This is a genomic window from Streptomyces sp. NPDC053432, assembly GCF_055585365.1.
The window spans coordinates 171,047-192,271 of sequence record NZ_JBVJKF010000006.1; the positions used below are offsets into that span (position 1 = coordinate 171,047).

General features: G+C 73.6%; 20 protein-coding genes. 6 read left to right on the top strand and 14 right to left on the bottom strand.

Features of this window, described 5'->3' with window-relative positions:
• Both ACZ6Y1_RS12950 and mmuM read right to left on the bottom strand, forming a co-directional pair.
• Window positions 1–123, bottom strand: coding sequence for a hypothetical protein (locus ACZ6Y1_RS12950; protein WP_469627037.1), 123 nt, complete (start codon window positions 121–123; stop codon window positions 1–3).
• Between the two features lie 194 nt (window positions 124–317).
• On the bottom strand, window positions 318–1,226 hold the full coding sequence (gene mmuM, locus ACZ6Y1_RS12955) for a homocysteine S-methyltransferase (RefSeq protein WP_469627039.1): 909 nt from the start codon (window positions 1,224–1,226) through the stop codon (window positions 318–320).
• Between the two features lie 273 nt (window positions 1,227–1,499).
• Here mmuM and ACZ6Y1_RS12960 point away from each other — a divergent pair, with 273 nt between their 5' ends.
• Complete coding sequence (locus ACZ6Y1_RS12960) at window positions 1,500–1,769, top strand: hypothetical protein (protein ID WP_469627042.1); 270 nt, start codon at window positions 1,500–1,502, stop codon at window positions 1,767–1,769.
• Between the two features lie 72 nt (window positions 1,770–1,841).
• On the opposite strand, the gene ACZ6Y1_RS12965 is transcribed toward ACZ6Y1_RS12960, so the two are convergent.
• The 4 genes from ACZ6Y1_RS12965 to ACZ6Y1_RS12980 all read right to left on the bottom strand — a co-directional run bounded on the left by ACZ6Y1_RS12965 (window position 1,842) and on the right by ACZ6Y1_RS12980 (window position 4,665).
• On the bottom strand, window positions 1,842–2,327 hold the full coding sequence (locus ACZ6Y1_RS12965; protein WP_469627045.1) for a DUF6099 family protein: 486 nt from the start codon (window positions 2,325–2,327) through the stop codon (window positions 1,842–1,844).
• Window positions 2,328–2,450: 123 nt separating this feature from the next.
• Window positions 2,451–2,867 carry a nucleotide pyrophosphohydrolase gene (locus tag ACZ6Y1_RS12970; protein ID WP_469627048.1) on the bottom strand — a complete coding sequence of 139 codons (417 nt, stop codon included), beginning with the start codon at window positions 2,865–2,867 and terminating at the stop codon, window positions 2,451–2,453.
• 75 nt (window positions 2,868–2,942) lie between these two features.
• Complete coding sequence (locus tag ACZ6Y1_RS12975; RefSeq protein ID WP_469627051.1) at window positions 2,943–4,202, bottom strand: AAA family ATPase; 1,260 nt, start codon at window positions 4,200–4,202, stop codon at window positions 2,943–2,945.
• Between the two features lie 67 nt (window positions 4,203–4,269).
• Window positions 4,270–4,665, bottom strand: a complete 396-nt coding sequence (locus tag ACZ6Y1_RS12980; protein ID WP_362055203.1) for a cell division protein SepF — start codon at window positions 4,663–4,665, stop codon at window positions 4,270–4,272.
• Window positions 4,666–4,823: 158 nt separating this feature from the next.
• On the opposite strand from ACZ6Y1_RS12980, the gene ACZ6Y1_RS12985 reads away from it, so the two are divergent.
• Together ACZ6Y1_RS12985 and ACZ6Y1_RS12990 are read left to right on the top strand one after the other, a co-directional pair.
• A complete protein-coding gene (locus tag ACZ6Y1_RS12985) occupies window positions 4,824–5,528 on the top strand; it encodes a DUF2470 domain-containing protein (protein WP_469627054.1) in 705 nt (234 codons plus the stop codon).
• 36 nt (window positions 5,529–5,564) lie between these two features.
• On the top strand, window positions 5,565–6,485 hold the full coding sequence (locus tag ACZ6Y1_RS12990; RefSeq protein WP_469627057.1) for an NADP-dependent oxidoreductase: 921 nt from the start codon (window positions 5,565–5,567) through the stop codon (window positions 6,483–6,485).
• A 46-nt stretch (window positions 6,486–6,531) separates the two neighbouring features.
• Here the strand turns inward: ACZ6Y1_RS12990 and ACZ6Y1_RS12995 are convergent, their stop codons facing one another.
• The 8 genes from ACZ6Y1_RS12995 to ACZ6Y1_RS13030 form a co-directional block, all read right to left on the bottom strand.
• Entirely contained in the window at window positions 6,532–6,885 is a 354-nt protein-coding gene (locus ACZ6Y1_RS12995; protein WP_469627059.1) for a 4Fe-4S binding protein, read from the bottom strand.
• Complete coding sequence (locus ACZ6Y1_RS13000; protein WP_469627062.1) at window positions 6,882–8,453, bottom strand: FAD-dependent oxidoreductase; 1,572 nt, start codon at window positions 8,451–8,453, stop codon at window positions 6,882–6,884. Before ACZ6Y1_RS13000 ends, ACZ6Y1_RS12995 begins: the two co-directional genes overlap by 4 nt.
• Window positions 8,450–9,781, bottom strand: a complete 1,332-nt coding sequence (locus tag ACZ6Y1_RS13005) for an LLM class flavin-dependent oxidoreductase (RefSeq protein ID WP_469627066.1) — start codon at window positions 9,779–9,781, stop codon at window positions 8,450–8,452. The genes ACZ6Y1_RS13000 and ACZ6Y1_RS13005 overlap by 4 nt, the downstream gene beginning before the upstream one ends.
• 412 nt (window positions 9,782–10,193) lie before the next feature.
• Window positions 10,194–11,195, bottom strand: a complete 1,002-nt coding sequence (locus ACZ6Y1_RS13010; protein ID WP_469627069.1) for an ABC transporter permease — start codon at window positions 11,193–11,195, stop codon at window positions 10,194–10,196.
• On the bottom strand, window positions 11,192–12,016 hold the full coding sequence (locus tag ACZ6Y1_RS13015) for an ABC transporter ATP-binding protein (RefSeq protein ID WP_469627072.1): 825 nt from the start codon (window positions 12,014–12,016) through the stop codon (window positions 11,192–11,194). The genes ACZ6Y1_RS13010 and ACZ6Y1_RS13015 overlap by 4 nt, the downstream gene beginning before the upstream one ends.
• Window positions 12,017–12,022: 6 nt before the next feature.
• On the bottom strand, window positions 12,023–13,069 hold the full coding sequence (locus ACZ6Y1_RS13020; protein ID WP_469627075.1) for an ABC transporter substrate-binding protein: 1,047 nt from the start codon (window positions 13,067–13,069) through the stop codon (window positions 12,023–12,025).
• Between the two features lie 36 nt (window positions 13,070–13,105).
• Window positions 13,106–13,663, bottom strand: coding sequence for an NADPH-dependent FMN reductase (gene ssuE, locus ACZ6Y1_RS13025; protein WP_469627078.1), 558 nt, complete (start codon window positions 13,661–13,663; stop codon window positions 13,106–13,108).
• Between the two features lie 20 nt (window positions 13,664–13,683).
• The gene (locus ACZ6Y1_RS13030; protein ID WP_469627080.1) at window positions 13,684–14,652 is read right to left on the bottom strand and encodes a TauD/TfdA dioxygenase family protein; all 969 of its coding nucleotides are present in this window, start codon (window positions 14,650–14,652) and stop codon (window positions 13,684–13,686) included.
• A 1,270-nt stretch (window positions 14,653–15,922) separates the two neighbouring features.
• On the opposite strand from ACZ6Y1_RS13030, the gene ACZ6Y1_RS13035 reads away from it, so the two are divergent.
• The 3 genes from ACZ6Y1_RS13035 to scpA all read left to right on the top strand — a co-directional run bounded on the left by ACZ6Y1_RS13035 (window position 15,923) and on the right by scpA (window position 21,218).
• Window positions 15,923–17,101 carry an ROK family protein gene (locus ACZ6Y1_RS13035; RefSeq protein ID WP_469627083.1) on the top strand — a complete coding sequence of 393 codons (1,179 nt, stop codon included), beginning with the start codon at window positions 15,923–15,925 and terminating at the stop codon, window positions 17,099–17,101.
• Between the two features lie 62 nt (window positions 17,102–17,163).
• Complete coding sequence (mutA, locus tag ACZ6Y1_RS13040; protein WP_469627086.1) at window positions 17,164–19,035, top strand: methylmalonyl-CoA mutase small subunit; 1,872 nt, start codon at window positions 17,164–17,166, stop codon at window positions 19,033–19,035.
• The gene (scpA, locus tag ACZ6Y1_RS13045; protein WP_469627089.1) at window positions 19,032–21,218 is read left to right on the top strand and encodes a methylmalonyl-CoA mutase; all 2,187 of its coding nucleotides are present in this window, start codon (window positions 19,032–19,034) and stop codon (window positions 21,216–21,218) included. Before mutA ends, scpA begins: the two co-directional genes overlap by 4 nt.
• The last annotated feature ends 7 nt before the right edge of the window (window positions 21,219–21,225 follow it).

Sequence of the window (21,225 nt, forward strand, 5' to 3'; positions counted from 1 at the left end):
CTACACGAGCTGGATCGTGTGCTTCCAGGGCCCGGAGAACGGCGTGACGCTCGTCGCGAAGTCGGCCACGACCACCGTCCATCTCGTCGCACCCGGCACGAAGTGCCCTGCCGAGAAGGGCACCAGTTTGCACCCGAGGCCCGCCCCTTCCCCTTCCCCCGAACCGGCGGCGCACGAGGACGAGTCGGGCAGCACCGCGGGCGGCTCCGGCAGCGTCGGTACCGTCCATCCCGGCGGGTCTGCTCCCCGGCGGGCGCCACCGGCACGTACAACGGACGCATCTACACCTGCAAGGGCCCCACCCCGAACCGCTGGCGTCAGTAGTCGAGCACGCCCGTACCCAGCTCCGCGATGCGGACCGGGCCGATGCGGCAGCAGCCGCCGATGAGGCGGGCTCCGGTGGCGTGCCAGGCTGCGGTGGGCCAGGGGGCCTCGGTGTCGGGGGCGTGCCAGGTCGACGCGGTCGCGTCCCAGAAGGAGCCGTCGTTGGGGTAGGCCACGAGCGGTTTCGCGGTGACGCCGGCCGCGGCCTCCAGGGCGGGGAGCACCTCCGCCGGGTCGCAGCAGTTGACGCCGAGCGCGATGATCTGCGGGGAGGCCGCGCCGAGGGCGAACGCCTCGGGGAGCGGGGTGCCGGAGCGGGTGCGGCCGCCCGCGACGGTGTAGCTCAGCCAGGCCGGTGCGCCGGTCCTCGCGAGGACGGTCAGCAGGGCCTCGGCCTCGTCCGGATCGGGGACGGTCTCCAGGGCGAGGACGTCCGGACCCGCGTCGAGCAGGGCCTCGACGCGGGGCTGGTGGAAGGCGACGAGCTCGCGCACGCTCAGCCCGTACCGGCCCCGGTACTCGGAGCCGTCCGCCAGCACCGCCCCGTACGGGCCGACCGAGGCGGCCACCCACACCTCGTGCTCGGCCGCCTCGGCCGCGCGGGCCGCGAGGTCGACGCTGCGGCGCAGCAGGGCGGAGGTCTGCTCGCGGTCGTGGCCGCGGGCGGCGAAGGTCTCGTACCCGACCTGGTAGCTGGCGGTGATCAGCACCTCGGCGCCGGCCCGTACGTACGCGGCGTGGGCGGCCTCCACCTGCTCGGGCCGCTCGACGAGCACCCGGCCCGCCCACAGGCCGCCGGACAGGTCGCAGCCCTGGGCGGTGAGCTGGTTGCTCAGCCCGCCGTCCAGGAGCAGGGTCCTGTGCTTCAGGGCCCTGGCGAGCGGGCCGGACGCGCGTGGCATCGGGGCTACCTCGTTCTGAGTACGGCTGCGGTGGCCGTGTCCCATTGTCCCGGATTGCGCGGTGTGCCGCGTCCGACACCGCTTCCCCCGCCCCTGCCGAGTGAATCTTCGTCAACCGGATGTGTCGGTCCCCGGCCGCGCCAGTGACCAGCCCGGACGGGGATCGTTGCTCGGAGGGAGCCGGACCGCCCGGCCCGCGCGCCGGCGGACCCTACGCCGGTGCGTCCACCGCACCCTTCCCCTCCCGGAAGGGCCAGGGCCGAGGAGGCCGCCATGTCCCACGAGTCCGTGCCGGAGCCCCATCGACTCACCGGCCAGACCGGACAGACCGGACAGGCAGCGCACGACGACGCGCACCAGGAGCCCGCGGTACCCGCCCAGGGCGGCGCACCGAAGGGCCTGCTCCAGCAGATGGAAGAGCTGATGGCGGCGCTGAACGCCGACCTCTCGCAGCTCGACGCCGACCTCCAGTCCTCCACGGAGCGCGCGCCGGCCGCCGGCGTCGGCGCCGAGACCGAGCTCCCGGCGCACCGGGCGTACTGACCGGGCGGGTCCCGTCGCGCGCGGCGGGACCCGTGCCGCCGAGGCCGGACCACCGCTTCGCCGGACGGCCCGTCAGGCGACGCCCGAGGCGGACCCCGGCTCACGGACCGTCATGCGCCGCAGCAGCGCCCGTACCCGGTCGCTCGACTCGTCGGCCGCGTCGAGCGACTCCATGCACTGCCAGTACAAGGTCTCGTCATCCGTCCCGCAGGCCACCCCGACGAGGGCTATGCCCACTTCGCCCAGCAGCGCCTGCAGTCCGAGCAGCGCCTGCCGGGCATCCGATATCCCGCTCAACTGCGCAGCCCGGGGCGGTCGTTCGGGCACGACGCCCTCGCCGCGCAGGGCCGCTCTGTCGAGCACCCCGCAGCCTCTGCTCCCCGCTTCCCCCAGCCCCCTCGCCTCCGATCTCAGCTCCTGCGGCCCGGTGACCGCCAGGTAGCCCCCTATGCCCTGCGCGAGCGCCTGTGCCTGCCAGGCCTCGCCCACGATGTCCCACGCAGCCCCGCTCTGTGCCAGCGCGTGCCGGCCGGCCGCGATGAGCCGTACCGCATCCATATGCCGTCCCCCGTCCGCACGACATCCCGCCGTTCTCGCCACTACCCAGAGTGAGGGCAACCGGCCAGTAAAGCCAGGGGTATTCGGAAAATGTGGACAGAAACGTGATTGTGGATGACTCCATCACTCCGAAGAGTGACGATTTGGCGCCGGAGGGCCCGTCACGGGGAAGCGGAGCTCGTTCCTCTCGATCTTCGCGGCGAGCGCATCCAGCACATCCACCCCCAGGACCTCACAGAACTGCAGCAGGTACGCGAGCACATCGGCCACCTCATCGGCCACGCGGTGGGCGGACTCCGGTTTCTCCATGACCTTCGCGGACTGTTCCGGCGTCAGCCACTGGAAGATCTCGACCAGTTCGGAGGCCTCCACGCTCAGCGCCACCGCCAGGTTCTTGGGGGTGTGGTACGGCTCCCATCCGCGCGCGGCCGCGAAGTCCGCGAGGCGGCGCTGCAGCCGGTCCAGCCGCTCCTCGGGTCGGCGCTCCTCGGGCCGCCGCTCCTCGGGCCGCCCCCCGCGGTCGTCGTGCGTGTCGTTCATCGAAGCCTCCTCGCGCGTGCCCCCGGCCTCGGCCGGGGGCATCACGGTATCCCCCCGGCCGTGAGGGGACGGGATTCAGGCGGGCAGGTCCACCACCGCGACGCCTTGCAGCCGGCGGGCGGCATCGGCGGTCTCCTCCCCCACGGAGGCCGCCAGCCTGATGTGGCCGCGGCCGCACGAGAGCAGGGCCAGGCGCAGCAGTTCCTCGCTCTGGCGGCGGTCTAGGCCCCGGTCGAAGTCGTCGGCGAGCACGGTCAGCACCTGCCGCGCCGAGGGCAGTTCGGCGGCCGGGTCCATGGCGAGGACGCCCGGTCCGGTCAGCAGGACGAGCGCGAGTGCGAGGAAGCGGAGCTCGCCGGAGCCCAGGCGGGCCAGCTCCGTGGCGGGCCGGCCGGGTCCGCGGTCGAGTACCGCCGTGACGGGGGCGCCGCCCGCGGGGGCCCGTACGTCCAGCCCGGCGACCGTGCCCGAGCAGGCCGTGCGGGCCGCCTCGGTCAGGAGCGCGTGGCGGGTGCCGCACTCGTTGCGGGTCCGGCGCAGTACGTCGGCCAGGTTGGCGCAGTCGCGCAGCAGCCGGCCCTCGCCGGGCGGGACGGGCGCGCGCATCCGGTCCGGGCCGGGGTCGCAGGGGAACACCGAGCGCAGGGCCACCACCACCTGCTCGGCCGCGGCCAGCACCTGCCGCTGTCCGGCCGTGGACCCGGCGACGCGCAGCGGGAGCAGGGCGGTGCCCAGCCGGTCGTCGGGCAGCGGGGCGCGGGTGACGCCGACGGAGCCGCCGGTCAGCCAGGCGGCCTGCACGGAGCGCCGCCCCGGGTCGCGCAGGGCGGTGGCGAGCAGGATCTGTCCGCCCTGCGAGAGCCGCTCGCCGACGATCCGCAGGGCGGGTTCCGCCTGTACGGCGAGGTCGAGGCGGACCGGCCCGGCGGGGCCGTCGACCGTGCAGCCGAGCCGGAACCCGCGCCGCCGTTCCGCGTCGGGCACGGCCCGGTCCGGAATCCGGGCGAGGGCGTCGGGGAAGGCCTCCTCCAGCGCGGCCCCGGAACCGAGGGCAGCGAGGGCCTCGCAGGCGGCCAGGAGCTGGGACTTCCCGCTGCCGCTCGGCCCCGCGAAGAGGGTGACGGGCCCGACGGGGAAGACCGCGGCCCGGTGCGGGCCGAAGGCGGAGAGCCGCAGCTCGGTGATGACGGGCCGCAGGTATCGCTGTGCGGACCCGTCCCGTCCGGCAGCGTCACGCCCGGCCGGGAGCTGCGTTCCGGCCGGGCGTGACGGGGCGTCGGCTAACAGGGGGACGGGGGCGGGGCGGGGCGTTGCCGCGGGCAGGGTGGCGTCCATGCGGCGGACGGTACGGGCCGCCGGGTGCCCCGTGGGCCCGGCGAACCGTTACCTCGTACGGACCTTCCTACGATCGGGGGACGGCCGCGGCCGCGATCCCCTCGACCTCCGTGCCGACCGGCGCCAGCAGGAAGACGTTCCGGTCCACCCGGTGCATCCCGCTGCCCAGGCCGAAGACCACGCCACTGCTGAAGTCCAGGATGCGCTTGGCGACTTCGCTGTCCGCGCCGGTGAGGTCGAGCAGCACCGGGATCTGCGCGATCAGGTACTCGGCCACTTCCCGGGCGTCCGCGAAGATCTGGACCCGGATCACCACGAAGCGCCGCTGCTCCACCGCCGACGCGCCGGGCGCCTTGGGGATCGTGCGGTGGTCCACCCGGGAGGGCCATTCGTTGCGGCTGCGCAGGGGGACCACCTGCGCGAGCCCCTCCCACTGTTCGTCGGTGACGTCGTACCTGCTCACCGGACCGCCTCGGCCGTTGGCTTCTTGTGCATCCCCCCATCCTCTCGTGTTTCACCCGTTCAGCCCAACACCGACACGAGACGCCCCGGCTACCCCCGAGAGGACAGATAAGTTAGGTTAGGCATGCCTAAGTAATCCTCGCAGGATGGAGAGACCCGATGCGCATGTCCGGTGCCCGCTGCGCCCCCACCGACGCCGAGCTGATCCGGTCCGTCCTGGCCGCCGCCCATTCCATGACCGTGGTCACCGACGGCCTGCGCAGCGAGGTCCGCCACCTCGACGGCTCCGACCCGATGGGCCGCCTGCACCTGCACCCCGCCGGACCGGACGGCGGCCACGGCGGCCACGGCCACCGCCCCTCGATCCGGCTGCAGTTCACCGACATCGCCCCCACCCCCGTACGCGACCGGGTGCGCGCCCGCGTCACCCTGCTGGGCCGGCTGCTCACCCCCTACTCCGACGAGTCCGCCGACTCGACCTGCATGGAGTTCGGCCGGGCCGTCCTGGAAACCTCCCGCGGAGTGACGTACACCGGTCTCGACGAACTCGACGCGGCGGCCCCCGACCCGCTCGCCCCCTACGAGGCGGGCATGCTCACGCACCTCCAGGACGACCACCCCGACCTCGTCACCCTCCTGCTGCGCCTGGTCCGGCCGCTGCCCACCGCCGCCGCGGTCCGCGCCCTGCCGGTGGCCCTGGACCGGTACGGGATCACCCTGCGACTGGAGGAACGGCACGGCCACCACGACGTGCGGCTGCCCTTCCCCTCCCCGCTCGACCACGTCGAGCAGGCCGGAGCGCAGATCCAGGCACTCGTCAGCGCGGCCCGGCGGCGCTCGCACCACAACACCCTGCCGGCCTGAGGAATAGCCGCGCGGGCTCCCCCGTTGGCGTTGATCATGAAAGCGATTACGTACGACGCATACGGAACTCCCGACTCCCTGAAGCTCGTTGAGGTGCCAGAGCCCAAGGTCGGACCGGGCGAGGTGCTCGTCCGCGTCAAGGCCGCCGGCGTCAACCCCGTGGACTGGAAGCTCGCCGCCGGATACCTCGACCCGATCCTCGAAGTCCGCCACCCCGTCATACCCGGCTGGGACGTCGCCGGAGTCGTCGAGGCCGTCGGCCCGGACACCTTCGACTACGCCGTCGGCGACGAGGTGTACGGCTACGTGCGCAAGGAATGGGTGGAGCTCGGCACCTACGCCGAGCTGGTCAGCGCCCCCGTCCGCACCCTCGCGCACAAGCCCCGCGAGCTGAGCTTCGAGCAGGCCGCCGGCATCCCGCTGGCCGGTCTGACGGCCTACCAGTCCCTCACCCGGGCGGGCCTGACGGCGGGCGAGACGGTCGTCATTCACTCCGCGGCCGGCGGCACCGGCTCCCTCGGCGTGCAGATCGCCGTCGCCCTCGGCCTGCGCGTCATCGGCACCGCCGGCGCCCACAACCACGACTACCTGCGCTCGCTCGGCGCCGAACCCGTCCTCTACGGCGAGGGCATGGCGAACCGGATCCGCGGGCTGGCGCCCGAAGGCGTCGACGCGGGCCTGGACTTCTACGGGGACGGCGCCGTCGAGATCCTCCAGTCGCTGGTCAAGGAGCGTGCGCGAGTCGTCTCCATCGCCGACTACGAGGCCGCCGCCAAGGGCGCGCACCAGTTGTGGGTGCGCCCCGACACCGCCGGCCTGACCTTCCTGGCCGAGCTGGCCGACTCCGGCAGGCTCACGGTCAACGTGGAGCACGCGCTGCCGCTCGCCGAGGCCGCCAAGGCCTGGGAGTTGAGCGCCGCGGGCCGCACCCGGGGCAAGATCGTCCTGACGGTCTGAGGTACGCGCGAGGGGGGCGGCCCGCGGCGGGCCGCCCCCTCGCCCCTCAGGAGGTGATCGGCGGCGACGCCGGTGCCAGGGACGGCCCGACCGCCCGCAGCGCGCCGGGCGTGCGCCCCTCACCCCAGCCGATCTCCCTCCGGTAGCTGCCGAGCAGCCCCCGGCGCACCAGTCCGGCCTCGTCCCGTACGGCGGGGTCGTCCGTCGCCGGCCGGGTCAGCGGGGACACGAACAGCGCGTCCACCGGGCAGTTGGCCTCGCACAGGAAACAGGTCTGGCAGTCCTCCTGCCGCGCCAGGACCGGGATCCCGACGGGCCCGCGCTCGAAGACGTCCGTCGGGCAGACCTCCACGCACTTGTCGCAGGCGATGCACCGCTCGGCCGAGACCAGTTCGATCACGCCGCCACCGCCGCCCGCGTCCACACCCGGTCCAGGCCGCCCACCGTGATCCGGTGGTGCTGGGCGGGGTCCTGCCCCGGGTGGTCCAGGCGCCGGGCCATGCCCCGTGACTCCGTCCGGGCGAGCGCGGCCGCGTACATCCAGCGGGCGTGCGCCGTCATCGCGGCCGCCTGCCGGGCCCTGACCAGCTCCGGGCCCTCGCCGTGGAGCGTGGTCCGCAGCCGCGACCAGGTCTCGTCGAGGGAGCGCAGCGACGCGGCCAGGACGTCACCGCGCCGCAGGTAGTTCTTGTCGTAGGGCAGGACCTCCTCCTGTACGAGGGCCACGGCCGCGCGGTGCTCCCCGGCGGGTCCGGGGGTCCCCGTCGGGCGCAGGCCCGCGCCGCCGGCGCCGCTCACGGGGCGGGACGCCGCGCGCCCCGGTCCGAGGGCGAGCGCGTGCAGGGCCGCGGCCCGGCCGGCCCAGCTGCCGGAGGAGATGGCCCAGGCGGCGTTGTGGCTGCCGCCTCCGGTGAAGCCGCCGCAGATCTCCTCGCGGGTGGCGGCGTCCCCGGCGGCGTACAGGCCGGGCACCCCGGTGGAGCAGCCGTCGTCGGTGATCCGGATCCCGCCGGTGCCGCGTACGGTGCCCTCGGCGAGCAGCGTCACGGAGAACCGGTCGGTGAAGGGGTCGATGCCGAGGCGGTCGAAGGTGAGGAAGAAGTTCGGCTGGGCGCTGCGCATCGCCGTCCGGGCCTTCTCGTCGGCGCGGTCGAGGCGGGCGTACACCTTGGCCCCGGTGAGGAGTTCACGGGCGATGACCGAGCGACCCCCCTGGCTGGCGGCGCCCTCCAGGACGCTGCCGTCCTCCTGGTAGAAGGTCGCGAAGGAGTAGAAGGCGGTCTTGGTGACGGAGGTGCCCTCGGGGGCGATCCCGTAGGCGTTGGAGAACTCCATCCCGGAGAGCTCCGCCCCGGCCTCGGCGGCGAACAGCGCGCCGTCCCCGGTGTTGGTGTTGGTGCCGAGCGCCCCGCTGAGGAAGGCGCAGCCACCGGTGGCGAGGACCACGGCGCCCGCCCGGACCCGGTAGGCCTCGCGGGCCTGGCGGCGGTAACCGGCGGCCCCGGCGACGGCGCCGTCCGCGTCGGTGAGCAGTTCGGTGACCGGGCTGTGGTCCAGGATCCGCACCCCTGCGCGGCGGATCCGGATGCGCATCCGCCGCATGTACTCGGGGCCTTGGAGGCCGCCTCGGAGCGGCTGCCCCTCCGGGCCGGTGGGGAAGGGGTAACGGCCGTCGACGGCCAGCTCGTTGATCCGTTCGTAGGTCTCGTCGAGGACCCGGGTCATCCAGCGCCGGTCGGCCAGGTATCCGCCGAGGCCCTCGCGGCTGGCCATGGCCGCCTCGCGGGCGGCGGGCTCGGGCGGGACGTACCAGACGCCGGTGCCCCCGGCGGCGGTGGCGCCGCTGGTACCGCAGTAGCCCTTGTCGGCGAGGACGACGCGGGCCCCGGCCCGGGCCGCCTTCAGGGCGGCCCAGGTGGCGGCGGGCCCGCCGCCCACGACGAGGACGTCGGCCTGGTGATCGCTCATGCCGACTCCCTCGTGTACCGGTTGACGGGGCGCGGCAGGCCGTAGTTCTCCCGGAGGGTGCCACCGGTGTACTCGGTGCGGAAGAGGCCGCGGCGCTGGAGGATCGGCACGACGTGGTCGACGAAGTCGGTCAGGCCGGTCGGCAGGATCGGGGCCATGATGTTGAAGCCGTCCGCGGCGCCCTGCGTGAACCACTCCTCCAACTGGTCCGCGATCTGCTCGGGGGTGCCGGCGAAGGTGCGGTGGCCGCGGCCCGCGCCGAGGCGGGCGATCAGCTCGCGCAGCGTCAGCCCGTCGCGGCGGGCGAGTTCGGCGACGAGGGTGAAGCGGCTCTTGTTGCCGTTGATGTCCCGCTCCTCGGGGAGATCGGGCAGCGGGCCGTCGAGGGGCAGGCCGGTGAGGTCCACGCCCAGCATCCCGGAGAGCTGGGCGAGGCCGTACTCGGGGATCTGGAGGTCGGTGAGCTGCTGCTCCAGGGCCTTCGCCTCTGCCTCGGTGGAGCCGATGACGGGGGCGATGCCGGGCAGCACGAGCAGGTCGCTCTCGGCGCGGCCGTAGCGGGCGAGCCGGGACTTGAGGTCCTTGTAGAAGGTCTGGCCGTCGGCGAGGGTCTGCTGGGCGGTGAAGACGGCCTCGGCGTACTGGGCTGCGAACTCCTTGCCGTCCTCGGAGGAGCCCGCCTGCACGAGGAGCGGGTACCCCTGCGGGGAGCGGGGCACGTTGAGCGGTCCGGCGACGCCGAAGTGCTCGCCGCGGTGGGCCGCGGGGTGGAGCTTGTCGGTGTCGGCGTAGATGCCGCGCTCCTTGTCGAGGACGATCGCGTCGTCCTCCCAGCTGTCCCAGAGCTTGGTGGCGACGTCGAGGAACTCGCGGGCGCGCTCGTAGCGGCGGGCGTGTTCCAGGTGCTCGTCACGGTTGAAGTTGCGGGCCTCGTCGACGGTGCCGGAGGTGACGATGTTCCAGCCGGCGCGGCCGCCGCTGATGTGGTCGAGGGAGGCGAACTTCCGGGCCAGGTTGTAGGGCTCGTTGAAGGTGGTGGAGACGGTGGCGATGAGCCCGATGTGCTCGGTGACGGCGGCGATCGCGGAGAGCAGGGTGATCGGCTCGAACCCGCCGAGGGCGTTGTAGCGGGCCTTGCCCCACAGGGCGACCCCGTCGGCGAAGAAGATCGAGTCGAGCCTGCCGCGCTCGGCGGTGCGGGCCAGTTCCTGGAAGTACCGCAGGTCGGTGGCCCGTTCGGGGGTGCTGTCGGGGTGGCGCCAGGCGGCGTCGTGGTGCCCGGCGTTCATGAGGAACGCGTTGAGGTGGAGGGTGCGGGATGCGGTCATGTCCGTGTCCTGGGTTCGATGGCGGGGCCGGTGGCTGCGCGGGCGTGGGTGCCACTGGGAGCGCGAGCGCGAGGGTGGAGGCGCGGGGAGCGGGAAGCGGGGCCGGGGGCCGGGCCGGGCTGTCCCGGCCCGGCCCCGGCACCGGTCCCTGCCGCGGCATGGGCGCCGGGGCCGGGCCTGGGCCGCGATCCGGGGCCAGGCCTGGGCCGCGATCCGGGGCCGGGCCGGGCCTGGGCCGGGACCCGGGTCCGGGCCTGGGCCGTGGGTCCGGGGGCCGGGGCTGGGCCGTGGGTCCGGGGGCCGGGGCTGGGCCGGGATCCAGGTCCGGGCCTGGGCCGTGGGTCGGGGGGCGGGGCCGGGGCACGGGGGCAGGGGCGGTGCTGCGGTCCGCCACCCGCGCCCGGAGGCGGCGTCAGGCCGGCACGCGCCAGAGGCTGAGGCGGCGTTCGATGGTGACCAGCAGCTGGTTGAAGGCCACCCCGATGGCGGAGATGGTGATGATGCCCGCGTACATCTGCGGGATGGCGAAGTTGAACTGGGAGGCGTTGATCAGGTAGCCGAGGCCCGCCTTCGCGCCGATCATCTCGGCGGCGACGAGGACGAGGATGGAGACGGCGCCGGCGAGCCGGATCCCGGTGAAGATGACCGGTACCGAGGCGGGGAGGATCACCTTCTGGAAGAGCCTCGGGGTGGACAGGTCCATCGAACGGGCCAGCCTGACGAGGGTGGGGTCGGCGTTGCCGACGGCGCTGATGGTGTTCAGGAGGATCGGCCACACGCAGGCGTAGACGACGATCGATATCTTCGAGGTCTCGCCGATGCCGAGCAGGAGCACGAAGACCGGCAGCAGGGCGAGGGCCGCGGTGTTGCGGAACAGCTCCAGCAGCGGGCCGAGCAGTGCGGCGACCGGCCGGTACCAGCCGATGAGCAGGCCGAGCGGGACCGCGACGACCACGGCGATCCCGAAGCCGCCGAAGGAGCGGGTGAGGCTGGCCGAGGTGTGCTCGGCGAGCTGACCGTTTCCCAGGAGGTCCCACCATGCCTGCGCCACGACGCTGAAGGGCGGCAGGAAGGTGGCGTCGACCAGGCCGAGCCGGGGTGCGAACTCCCATACGGCGAGCAGGGCGAGGACGGCCGCCGAGCGCAGGGCGGCGGCGCGCAGCCACCGTCCCACGGCCCGGAGGGGCTGCCGGCCGGCAGCCGGGGCCGGACGGACGGTCCGCCCGGCATCGGCGGACTCCGGGGCCGCGGGGTCGCGTACCGCGTCGGCGGGGGCCCGTACGGCGGACTCCGGCACGGCCGCTTCGACCCGGGATTCCACGGGGGCTTCGACGGTTGCGGTGGCGGTGACAGTGGCCGGGGCAGTGGCAGTGGCAGTGGCAGTGCCGACGGTGGTGCCGGTTCCGGTGCTCATACGGTGGCCTCCTCCTTCTCCAGTTGCTGGGCGCGGGCCACCTCGTCGTGGAGCAGCGTCCAGACCTCGTGGCGGTAGCGGGCGAACTCCGGGCTGGAGCGCAGCTCCTCGCCCTGCAGACCGGTGCCCCGCTCACCGAAGGAGACGGGGACGATCTCCTTGACGCGTCCCGGGCGCGAGGTCATGACGGCCACCCGCTGGCCGAGGTAGACCGCCTCCTCGATGCCGTGCGTGATGAAGACGACGGTCTTGCCGGTGCGCTGCCAGATGCGGCGCAGCTCGTCCTGGAGGGACTCGCGGGTCTGCGCGTCGAGCGCGGCGAACGGCTCGTCCATCAGCAGCACGTCCGGGTCGTACGCCAGCGAGCGGGCGATGGCGACGCGCTGGCGCATGCCGCCGGACAGCTCGTGCGGGTGCCGGTCCTCGAATCCGCCCAGTCCGACCAGGTCGAGGAACTCGCGGGCGCGGCCTGCCCGTTCGCGCCTCGGTACGCCGGTCGCCTCCAGACCGAACTCGACGTTGCCGAGCGCCGTCCGCCACGGCAGCAGCGCGTACTGCTGGAAGACGATGCCCCGGTCCAGACCCGGCCCGGTGATCGGCTTGCCGTCGAGCAGGATCCGCCCCGACGTCGGCCTGGACAGGCCGCCGAGGAGGTCCAGGAGGGTGGACTTGCCGCAGCCGCTGGGGCCCACGACGACCACGAACTCGCCCGCCCCGATCTCCAGGTCGATGCCGTCGAGGGCGGTGAACTCCTCCCCGCGCCGGTTCCTGTTCTTGGCCGGGAAGGTCTTGCCCACCCCCTCGAACACGATCTTCGCCATGTCCGGTCAGCCCTTCCCGAAGCCGTTGAACTCGTTGGTGTAGAGGTCGGAGGGCTTGAACTGGCCCTTCTTGATCTCGCCGCGCTCGCCGAGCCAGTCGAGCCACAGCTGGAAGGACTTGTCGGGTATCCGGCCGCCGTGCTCGGCGATCCCGTAGGAGTGCCAGTACTGCAGGGCGGCGGTGTCCTCGTTGCGCCCGCGCTTCTTGACGATCTCCGTCATCCGCGCGACGACCTCCTCGCGCGGGGTCGTGCGGGACCACTCGATGGCCTTGGCGACGCCGGTCGTGAAGGTCCGTACGGTGTCCGGGTTCTGCTTGATGAAGCGCTCGGTCATGATGTAGGTGCCCGCGCTGAACGGGCCGAGCAGCTCGACGTCCGTGAACAGCGGGCGGAGACCACCGCCGGCGAGGGCCTTGTCACGCAGGATGCCGGTGAGCACCCCGACTTCGATCTGCTTCTGCCGCAGGGCCTGTTCGGTGTTGACGGGCGGCACCACCAGGGGCTCGACCTTGCCGGCGTCCGCCTTGGAGAGGCCGTTGCGGCTCAGGTAGAGGTCGAGCAGGGCCTGGTAGTGCGCGCCCAGGGTGTTCATGCCGACCTTCTTGCCGATCAGGTCGCGGGCGGAGCGGATCGGGCTGTCCTCCAGGACGAAGTAGCCGCCGTAGGAGTACTGGTCGGAGCCGTAGGAGGAGATGACGGCCTTGATCGGGGCGTTGCCCGCGGCGAGCTTGATGACCGCGCCGTTGAAGGCGCTGCCGAAGTGGGTCTGGCCGGTGGCGGCGGACTGGATGTCCTGCGGGCCGCTGATGGTGTTGCCGACCCATTCGAGCTTGAGGTCCTCGAGGTGGCCGAGGTCCGCGGCGAGTTCCGGGAGCGAGACCGAGCCGACCGCTCCCTGGTACTTCAGGGTCTTGATCTGCGAGCCCGAGCCGGAGCCCGAACCGCCGCCGGTGGCGGTGGCCGTGCCGCAGCTCACCGCGGCCGCCGAGATGCCGAGAAGGGTGAGGAACTGGCGACGGGAGGTGGAGGTCGAGGTGAAGGCTGCGGCCATGACGGTTCCTTGTCGGTGCGGTTACGGGGCTACGGGCTAGGAGGCGGCGGTGAGCGCGGTGGCGGGGACGGAGCGCAGTGCGTCGGCGAACTCGTCCACGGCCTGGTAGAGGTCCAGCTCCGCCTCGGGCCGCAGCCGGTCGGGACCGTCGCCCCGCTCCACGGTGGAGTCGAGGACGAACCGGCCGGCGGTGACGTGCCGGGCGCCGAGGGCGGAGAGGACGGGGCGCAGGGCGTAGTCGATGGTCAGGACGTGGGCGAGGCTGCCGCCGGTGACCAGGGGCAGGATCGTTTTGCCGGCCAGCCCGTCCTGGGGGAGCAGATCGAGGAAGGCCTTCAGCAGACCGGTGTACGAGGCCTTGTAGACCGGGGTCGCGATGACCAGGCCGTCGGCCTCGGCGACGGCTTCGAGGGCGCGGCGGATCTCCGGCTCCCCGCGGCGGGCGGCGAGAAGGTCGGCGGCGGGCAGGTCGCGTACGGAGAGGTGCGCGGTCTCGAAGCCTGAGTGGGCCAGGCGGCCCAGCACGTGATCGGCGACCACGGCGGTACGTGAGTGGGCGGAGGGACTGCCGGTGATGGCGAGCAGGCTGGGCACGGTGACTCCTTGCGGGACGGTCAGGCGGCGGTGTCGGCGGTGGACGCGCGGGACGCGGTGGACGCGGTGGACGCACCGGAGGCGATGCCGAAGGCCGGGTCCGGGACGGTCTGCGGGGTGATCAGCCGCGAGGGCTCGCCGTCGGGGCCGACCGGGACGTCCCCGTCGACGGTCACGCGGCGCAGGGTGCGCTCGTGGTCGTCGGAGTCGTCCACGCCGTAGTGCTGGGTGGCGCGGTTGTCCCAGATGGCGACGTCACCGGCCCGCCACTGCCAGCGGACGGTGTTCTCGGGGCTCTCGATGTGGGACTGGAAGAGGTCGAGCAGGGCACGCGAATCGCGTCCGGTGAGACCGTCGATGCGCTGCACGAAGTTGCCGAGCAGGAGCGTGCGCTCGCCGGTCTCGGGGTGGACGCGGACCACCGGGTGCTCGGTGAGGAACGTGGTCGAGGTGAACACCTCGCGGTACTGCGCCAGGGCCTCCGGCACCGCGTCGGGCTTGAGGGCGGCGTAGTCGTACTCGTTGGAGTGCAGGGCGCGCAGGCCGTCGGCGAGGGCCCGCAGGGGTGCCGGGAGGTTGCTGTAGGCGGTGGCGGTGTTGGCCCAGAGGGTGTTGCCGCCGTACGGGGGGATGGTGACGGCGCGCAGGATGGAGAAGGCGGGGTAGGCCGGCACGAAGGTGACGTCGGTGTGCCACTGGTTGGCGCGGGCCCCGTGGTGGGAGTCGATGCCGAGGGCGTAACGGCCGTCCGCGGAAGGGACGGTGGGGTGCGCGACGGGTGCGCCGAGCAGCTGGGCGAAGGCCTCGTGGCCGGCTTCGTCGAGGTGGTCCTGGTCGCGGAAGAAGACGACCTTGTGGGCGAGGAGCGCGGCCCGGATCTCGGCGACGGCCGCCTCGGGGAGGTCTCCTCCGAGCTTGACGCCGCCGATCTCGGCGCCGATGCGGCCGCCGATCTTCGTGACGGTGATGGAGGGGGTGACGGTGGTCATGGGGACTCCTTGGACGACAGGGCTGCGGGGGTTACTTCCGCAGCGGAAGAAATAGGCGTACGGGGCGTGCCACCGCGGACGGCGGGGCGGCGGGGCGGCGTGACGGCGGGGAGGCGTGACGGCGGGGAGGAAGGCGAGTACGGGGCGACGCGGGAACGGTGGCGCGGTTCCTCGGGACGACGGGCACCGGCGCCCGGGTCCCGTGCGGGGCCGGGCCGGGACCCGATCCCTTACGGACCCGGCCGGCCGGACACCGGGCACGGGCCCCGCGGGACCCGCGGCCGACGCGGACTCCCGGCACTCGGGCCCGCGTCGGGGCACACGCCCGGTCGCGGGACCCGGGCCGAGCGCCGGCACACGGGCCCTACGGGACCCGGACCTGACGCGGGGTCCGGGTCCCGCCCCGGGACCGGGGCACCTCGCGGGACTCGGGCCAGAGCAGGGTCCGGCCCCCACCCGGGACCCGGGCACCTTGCGGGACTCGGGCCAGAGCGGGGTCCGGCCCCCACCCGGGACCCGGGCACCTCGCGGGACTCGGGCCAGGCATCGGGACACAGGTCCCGACAGGACCGGAACCAAGCCGGGTACGGGACTTGCTCGGGATCCGAGCCCGATCCCGGTACGGGTCCGGCACAGGGACCGGCACTGGGACAGGGACCCGGACCCGGGGACCGGTCCGGGAGCCGGACCCGACTCGGGGCCGGATCCGACCCGGGCGGCGTGGCCCTGCGGGCTCGGCCCCGGCGACGGGACCGGCACCCGGTGGGACCCGGACGGACGTTCGACGCGGGGACCCTGCGGGTCTCAGGCCTGGAGCGGGGCGCTACAGCGGCCCGGACAGCCACCCGGCGCGGTACAGAGGCCGAGGGTGTGGAGCCGCGGGACAAGGAGTTCGGTCGCGGTCATGTCCCGGAGCGTGTCAGCGCCCGCGCCCCCGGTCAACCCTCTTCCGCAGCCCGGCCACGAACCCGTACCGCCCCCCACTCACCCCCCGTGAGCTGCACTTTCACGCCATCCGGCCACCTCTGCGGTCGGCCGAAAACCATGGCTTGATTTCATACCCCCGCAACGCGCCCGCCACGGGTGCGGACTCCCGCCGCGCGCTGCGGCGTCCCCGCAGGAGCTTCGTGCGGAACACGCACGGGGTACATCCAGCCCCGCCGGCGTTCGAGGCGCGGGGTCCGGGCGGAGCCCCGGGTCTTCCGGCCGCGCCCGCCGCCCCCGCCAGGGACCCGGCATGATCGGGGGACACACCCCGCCAGGAGCTCCCATGCCCCCCACCACCGGCGACAGCCGCGCCGCCGCGAACGCCGCCACCGTGCTCCGTACCGTCCTCACCCACGGGCCCGTCGCGCGCAGCGCCATCGCCCGGCTGTGCGGACTCAGCCCCGCCGCGGTGTCCCGGCAGACCACCGGCCTCCTCCGCAGCGGCCTGCTGCGCGAACTCCCCGGCCCCGCCGCGGGCGTCGGACGCCCGCGGATCCCCCTCGACCTGCACACCGGCGCCATCGGCGGCCCCGTCGCCGCCGGGCTGCACATCGGCGTGCCCTCCGCCACCTTCAGCCTCGTCGACCTGCGCGGCACGGTCCTCGCCCGCCGTACCTCCCCGCACTCCTCCCCCGGCCCGGTCGACGTCACCGCCCTCGCCGACCGACTCGCCGCCTTCCTCCGCGAGTTCGACACCGGCCGCCCCCTCCTCGGCCTCGGCGTGGCCCTCGGCGGATGGGTGCGTCCCGCCGACGGGACCGTCGTACGCCACGAGGCACTCGGCTGGCACGACCGCCCCCTCGCCGCCCAGCTCTCCGAACGGCTCCGGCTGCCCGTCTCCGTCGACAACCACGCCCGCGCCGTCGCCCACTCCGAGATCCTCTTCGGCCGCCCCGAGGCCCACCGCAGCATCGTCCACCTCTTCATCGGCACCGTCGTGGACGCCGCCTTCGGCATCGAGGGCACCGTGCACCAGGGCCCGGGCGCGGCGGCCGGCGACGTGGCCCACCTCCCCGTGCCGGGAAGCCGTACGGTCTGCCCCTGCGGCCGCACCGGCTGCCTGCAGGCCACCGCCTCCGACGCCGCGCTCGGCGCCGAGGCCCTCCGCCTCGGGATCGTCCCGGAGCCGTCCGTCAACCTGCTCGTGGACGCGGCAGCGGCCGGCGACCCGCGCGCCGACCGGCTGCTGCGCGAGCGGGCCCGCGCCGTCGGCAGGGCGGCGGCCGTGCTCCTCGACGTCTTCAACCCGGCCGTCATGGTGATCACCGAGCTGTCGAGCGTGCTGCACGACGGCTACCTGGACGAGATCCGCACGGCGGCCGCCGCCGTCTCCCGGACCGGCGCGGCCCCCGGCCACCCGGGCCGCATCCTGGCGCCGTACGCCGGGCCCGACGTACTCTCCGGAGCCGCCGCCACCGTCCTGCTCGGCCCGCTCTTTCGTGACCCCTCCCACCTCAATTGAGAGGGGGAGATCACATCGAGTAGTTATTGGTCGTTCACAGACGCCCCCCTAGCATTCGAGCCATGACGGTCCTGCCTGACGACGGGCTCTCCTTGGCCGCCGAGTTCCCTGACGCGACGCATGAGCAGTGGCAGCGCCTGGTAGAGGGCGTGCTGCGCAAGTCGGGCAAGGAAGCCTCCGGCGAGGCCGCGGAAGAAGCGTTGTCCACGAAGCTCGAGGACGGGCTCACCACCCGCCCGCTGTACACCGCGCCCGCACCGGACGCCGACGCCCCCTCGGGGCTCTCCGGCTACCCCGGCTTCGCGCCCTTCGTACGCGGAGGCAGGGCCGAGGGGAACGCGGCGTCCGGCTGGGACGTCCGCCAGCGCCACCTCGGCACCGACCCGGCACGGGTCAACGAGGCGGTCCTGGCCGACCTGGAGAACGGGGTCACCTCGCTGTGGCTGACCGTCGGGCGGGGCGGTGTCCCGGTCGAGGGCCTGGCCCGCGCCCTGGACGGCGTCTACCTCGACCTCGCCCCCGTCTCCCTGGACGCCGGGGCCGCGTACGCCGAAGCGGCACGGACGCTGCTCGCCCTTTACGCGGAGCGCGGTGTGGCCCCCGAGGCCGTGCACGCCTCGCTGGGCGCCGACCCGCTGGGCCACGAGGCTCGCACCGGCGAAGCCCTCGACCTCGCGGAGGCCGCGGAGCTGGCCAAGGCCGTCGCGGACCACCCGCACGTACGGGCCCTGACGGTGGACGCGTTGCCGTACCACGAGGCGGGCGGCAGCGCGGCCGAGGAGCTCGGCCTGTCCCTGGCCACCGGCGTCGCCTACCTCCGCGCCCTCACCGGGGCCGGACTGGGCACCGAGGCGGCCCTCGCCCAGATCGAGTTCCGCTACGCCGCCACGGCCGACCAGTTCCTCACCATCGCCAAGCTCCGCGCCGCCCGCCGGCTGTGGGCCCGGGTCGCCGAGGCCTGCGGCGCCCCCGCCGCGGGCGCGCAGCGGCAGCACGCGGTGACCTCGCCGGTGATGATGACCCGCCGCGACCCGTGGGTGAACATGCTCCGCACCACCGTGGCCTGCATGGCCGCGGGCGTGGGCGGCGCGGACTCGGTCACCGTCCTGCCCTTCGACCACGAGCTGGGCCTCCCGGACGCGTTCGCGCGCCGTATCGCCCGCAACACCTCCACCATCCTGCTGGAGGAATCCCACCTGGCCCGGGTCATCGACCCGGCCGGCGGCTCCTACTACGTCGAGCAGCTCACCGACGAACTGGCCCAGGCCGCCTGGGAGTTCTTCCAGACCCTGGAGAAGGCCGGCGGCCAGGCCGCCGCCCTGCGCTCCGGCCTGGTCGCCGACCGCCTCGCCGCCACCTGGGCCGAGCGGTCGAAGAAGCTGGCCAAGCGCCGCGAGCCGATCACCGGAGTCAGCGAGTTCCCCCTCCTCTCGGAGAAGCCCGTCGTACGGGAACCCGCCCCCGCGGCCCCCGCCGGCGGCCTGCCCCGTGTCCGCCGCGACGAGGCCTACGAGGCACTGCGCTCCCGCAGCGACGCGCACCTCACCGCGACCGGCACCCGACCCCGGATCTTCCTGGCCGCGCTCGGCCCGGCGGCCGCGCACACCGCCCGCGCCACCTTCGCTTCCAACCTCTTCCAGGCAGGCGGCATCGAACCCGTCCACGACCCCGTGTCCGTGGATGCGGAGACGGCCGGCCCGGCCTACGCCGCCTCGGGCGCGGACGGCATCGCCGTGCTGTGCTCCAGTGACGCGCTGTACGAGGAGCAGGCCGAGGCGGTCGCCGACGCACTGCGCGCGGCCGGTGCCTCGACGGTGTTCCTGGCCGGCCGCCCCGGCACCGCGGAATCCTCCGTGGACGAGTACGTCTTCGCCGGCTGTGACGCCGTCGCCGTGCTGTCCTCCGTACTCGACCGGATGGGAGTGCAGGCATGAGCATCCCCGATTTCTCCGAGCTCGCGCTCGGCCCCGCCGCCCCCGGGGGCGCCACCGAGGAGCAGTGGCGCGCCTCGGTGAAGGAGTCCACCGGGACGGCCCCCGCCGACCTGCTGTGGGAGACCCCGGAGGGCATCGGCGTCAAGCCCCTCTACACCGGCCGTGACCTCGAAGGCCTGGACTTCCTCCAGACCTACCCGGGCGTGGCCCCGTACCTGCGCGGCCCCTACCCGACGATGTACGTCAACCAGCCCTGGACGATCCGGCAGTACGCCGGTTTCTCCACGGCCGAGGAATCCAACGCCTTCTACCGCCGCAACCTGGCCGCCGGCCAGAAGGGCCTCTCGGTCGCCTTCGACCTGCCCACCCACCGCGGCTACGACAGCGACCACCCCCGCGTCACCGGCGACGTCGGCATGGCGGGCGTCGCGATCGACTCCATCTACGACATGCGGCAGCTGTTCGACGGGATTCCGCTGGACAAGATGTCGGTGTCGATGACGATGAACGGCGCGGTCCTCCCGGTCCTGGCGCTTTACATCGTGGCGGCCGAGGAACAGGGCGTCTCGCCGGACAAGCTCGCGGGGACCATCCAGAACGACATCCTCAAAGAGTTCATGGTCCGCAACACCTACATCTACCCGCCCAAGCCCTCGATGCGGATCATCTCCGACATCTTCGCGTTCACCTCGCAGAAGATGCCCCGGTACAACTCGATCTCCATCTCCGGCTACCACATCCAGGAAGCCGGAGCCACCGCCGACCTGGAACTGGCCTACACCCTCGCCGACGGCGTCGAATACCTCCGCGCCGGCCAGGCGGTCGGCCTCGACGTCGACGCGTTCGCACCTCGCCTGTCCTTCTTCTGGGCGATCGGCATGAACTTCTTCATGGAGGTCGCCAAACTCCGCGCCGCCCGCCTCCTGTGGGCGAAACTGGTCAGGCAGTTCGACCCGAAGAACGCCAAGTCGCTCTCGCTGCGCACTCATTCGCAGACCTCGGGCTGGTCCCTGACCGCGCAGGACGTCTTCAACAACGTCACCCGCACCTGCATCGAGGCCATGGCCGCCACCCAGGGCCACACCCAGTCCCTGCACACCAACGCCCTCGACGAAGCCCTCGCCCTGCCCACGGACTTCTCCGCGCGCATCGCCCGCAACACCCAGCTCCTCCTCCAGCAGGAGTCGGGCACCTGCCGCTCCATCGACCCCTGGGGCGGCAGCGCCTACGTAGAGAAGCTCACCTACGACCTGGCCCGCCGCGCCTGGCAGCACATCGAGGAGGTCGAGGCGGCCGGCGGTATGGCCCAGGCCATCGACGCGGGCATTCCCAAGCTCCGCGTCGAGGAGGCCGCGGCCCGCACCCAGGCCCGTATCGACTCCGGCCGCCAGCCCGTCATCGGCGTCAACAAGTACCGGGTGGAGAACGACGAGGCGATCGACGTCCTCAAGGTCGACAACTCCTCCGTCCGCGCCCAGCAGATCGCCAAACTCCGGCGCCTGCGCGAGGAACGCGACGAGGCGGTCACGCAGGACACCCTGCGGGCGCTGACGAACGCGGCCGAGCGCGGCGACGGCAACCTCCTCGCCCTGGCGGTGGACGCGGCCCGCGCGAAGGCGACCGTGGGTGAGATCTCCGACGCACTGGAGAAGGTCTACGGACGGCACGCGAGCCAGATCCGTACCATCTCGGGTGTGTACCGAACCGAGGCAGGCGAGTCCCCGTCCGTGGAGCGCACCCGCACGCTCGTCGACCGGTTCGAGGAGGCCGAAGGCCGTCGCCCGCGCATCCTGGTCGCCAAGATGGGCCAGGACGGGCACGACCGCGGCCAGAAGGTCATCGCGACCGCCTTCGCCGACCTGGGCTTCGACGTCGACGTCGGCCCCCTCTTCCAGACCCCGGCGGAAGTGGCCCGCCAGGCGGTCGAGGCCGACGTCCACGTCGTGGGCGTCTCCTCGCTCGCCGCCGGCCACCTGACCCTCGTGCCGGCACTGCGCGAGCAGCTGACGGAAGAGGGACGCGAGGACATCATGATCGTCGTCGGCGGCGTCATCCCGCCGGCCGATGTCCCCACGCTGCTGGAGATGGGCGCCACGGCCGTCTTCCCGCCCGGAACGGTCATTCCGGACGCGGCCCACGACCTGGTGACGCGGCTCGCCGCGGATCTGGGTCACGAGCTGTAGGCCGGCG

Coding starts and splice junctions, on each gene's coding strand:
- ACZ6Y1_RS13005 (WP_469627066.1), bottom strand. CDS start 9,781: ATGACCGCATCCCGCACCCTCCACCTCAACGCGTTCCTCATGAACGCC.
- ACZ6Y1_RS13020 (WP_469627075.1), bottom strand. CDS start 13,069: ATGGCCGCAGCCTTCACCTCGACCTCCACCTCCCGTCGCCAGTTCCTC.
- ACZ6Y1_RS12960 (WP_469627042.1), top strand. CDS start 1,500: ATGTCCCACGAGTCCGTGCCGGAGCCCCATCGACTCACCGGCCAGACC.
- ACZ6Y1_RS13000 (WP_469627062.1), bottom strand. CDS start 8,453: ATGAGCGATCACCAGGCCGACGTCCTCGTCGTGGGCGGCGGGCCCGCC.
- mutA (WP_469627086.1), top strand. CDS start 17,164: ATGACGGTCCTGCCTGACGACGGGCTCTCCTTGGCCGCCGAGTTCCCT.
- ACZ6Y1_RS13015 (WP_469627072.1), bottom strand. CDS start 12,016: ATGGCGAAGATCGTGTTCGAGGGGGTGGGCAAGACCTTCCCGGCCAAG.
- ACZ6Y1_RS12990 (WP_469627057.1), top strand. CDS start 5,565: ATGAAAGCGATTACGTACGACGCATACGGAACTCCCGACTCCCTGAAG.
- ACZ6Y1_RS13010 (WP_469627069.1), bottom strand. CDS start 11,195: ATGAGCACCGGAACCGGCACCACCGTCGGCACTGCCACTGCCACTGCC.
- ACZ6Y1_RS13035 (WP_469627083.1), top strand. CDS start 15,923: ATGCCCCCCACCACCGGCGACAGCCGCGCCGCCGCGAACGCCGCCACC.
- ACZ6Y1_RS12975 (WP_469627051.1), bottom strand. CDS start 4,202: ATGGACGCCACCCTGCCCGCGGCAACGCCCCGCCCCGCCCCCGTCCCC.
- ACZ6Y1_RS12970 (WP_469627048.1), bottom strand. CDS start 2,867: ATGAACGACACGCACGACGACCGCGGGGGGCGGCCCGAGGAGCGGCGG.
- ACZ6Y1_RS12965 (WP_469627045.1), bottom strand. CDS start 2,327: ATGGATGCGGTACGGCTCATCGCGGCCGGCCGGCACGCGCTGGCACAG.
- ACZ6Y1_RS13030 (WP_469627080.1), bottom strand. CDS start 14,652: ATGACCACCGTCACCCCCTCCATCACCGTCACGAAGATCGGCGGCCGC.
- mmuM (WP_469627039.1), bottom strand. CDS start 1,226: ATGCCACGCGCGTCCGGCCCGCTCGCCAGGGCCCTGAAGCACAGGACC.
- ACZ6Y1_RS12985 (WP_469627054.1), top strand. CDS start 4,824: ATGCGCATGTCCGGTGCCCGCTGCGCCCCCACCGACGCCGAGCTGATC.
- scpA (WP_469627089.1), top strand. CDS start 19,032: ATGAGCATCCCCGATTTCTCCGAGCTCGCGCTCGGCCCCGCCGCCCCC.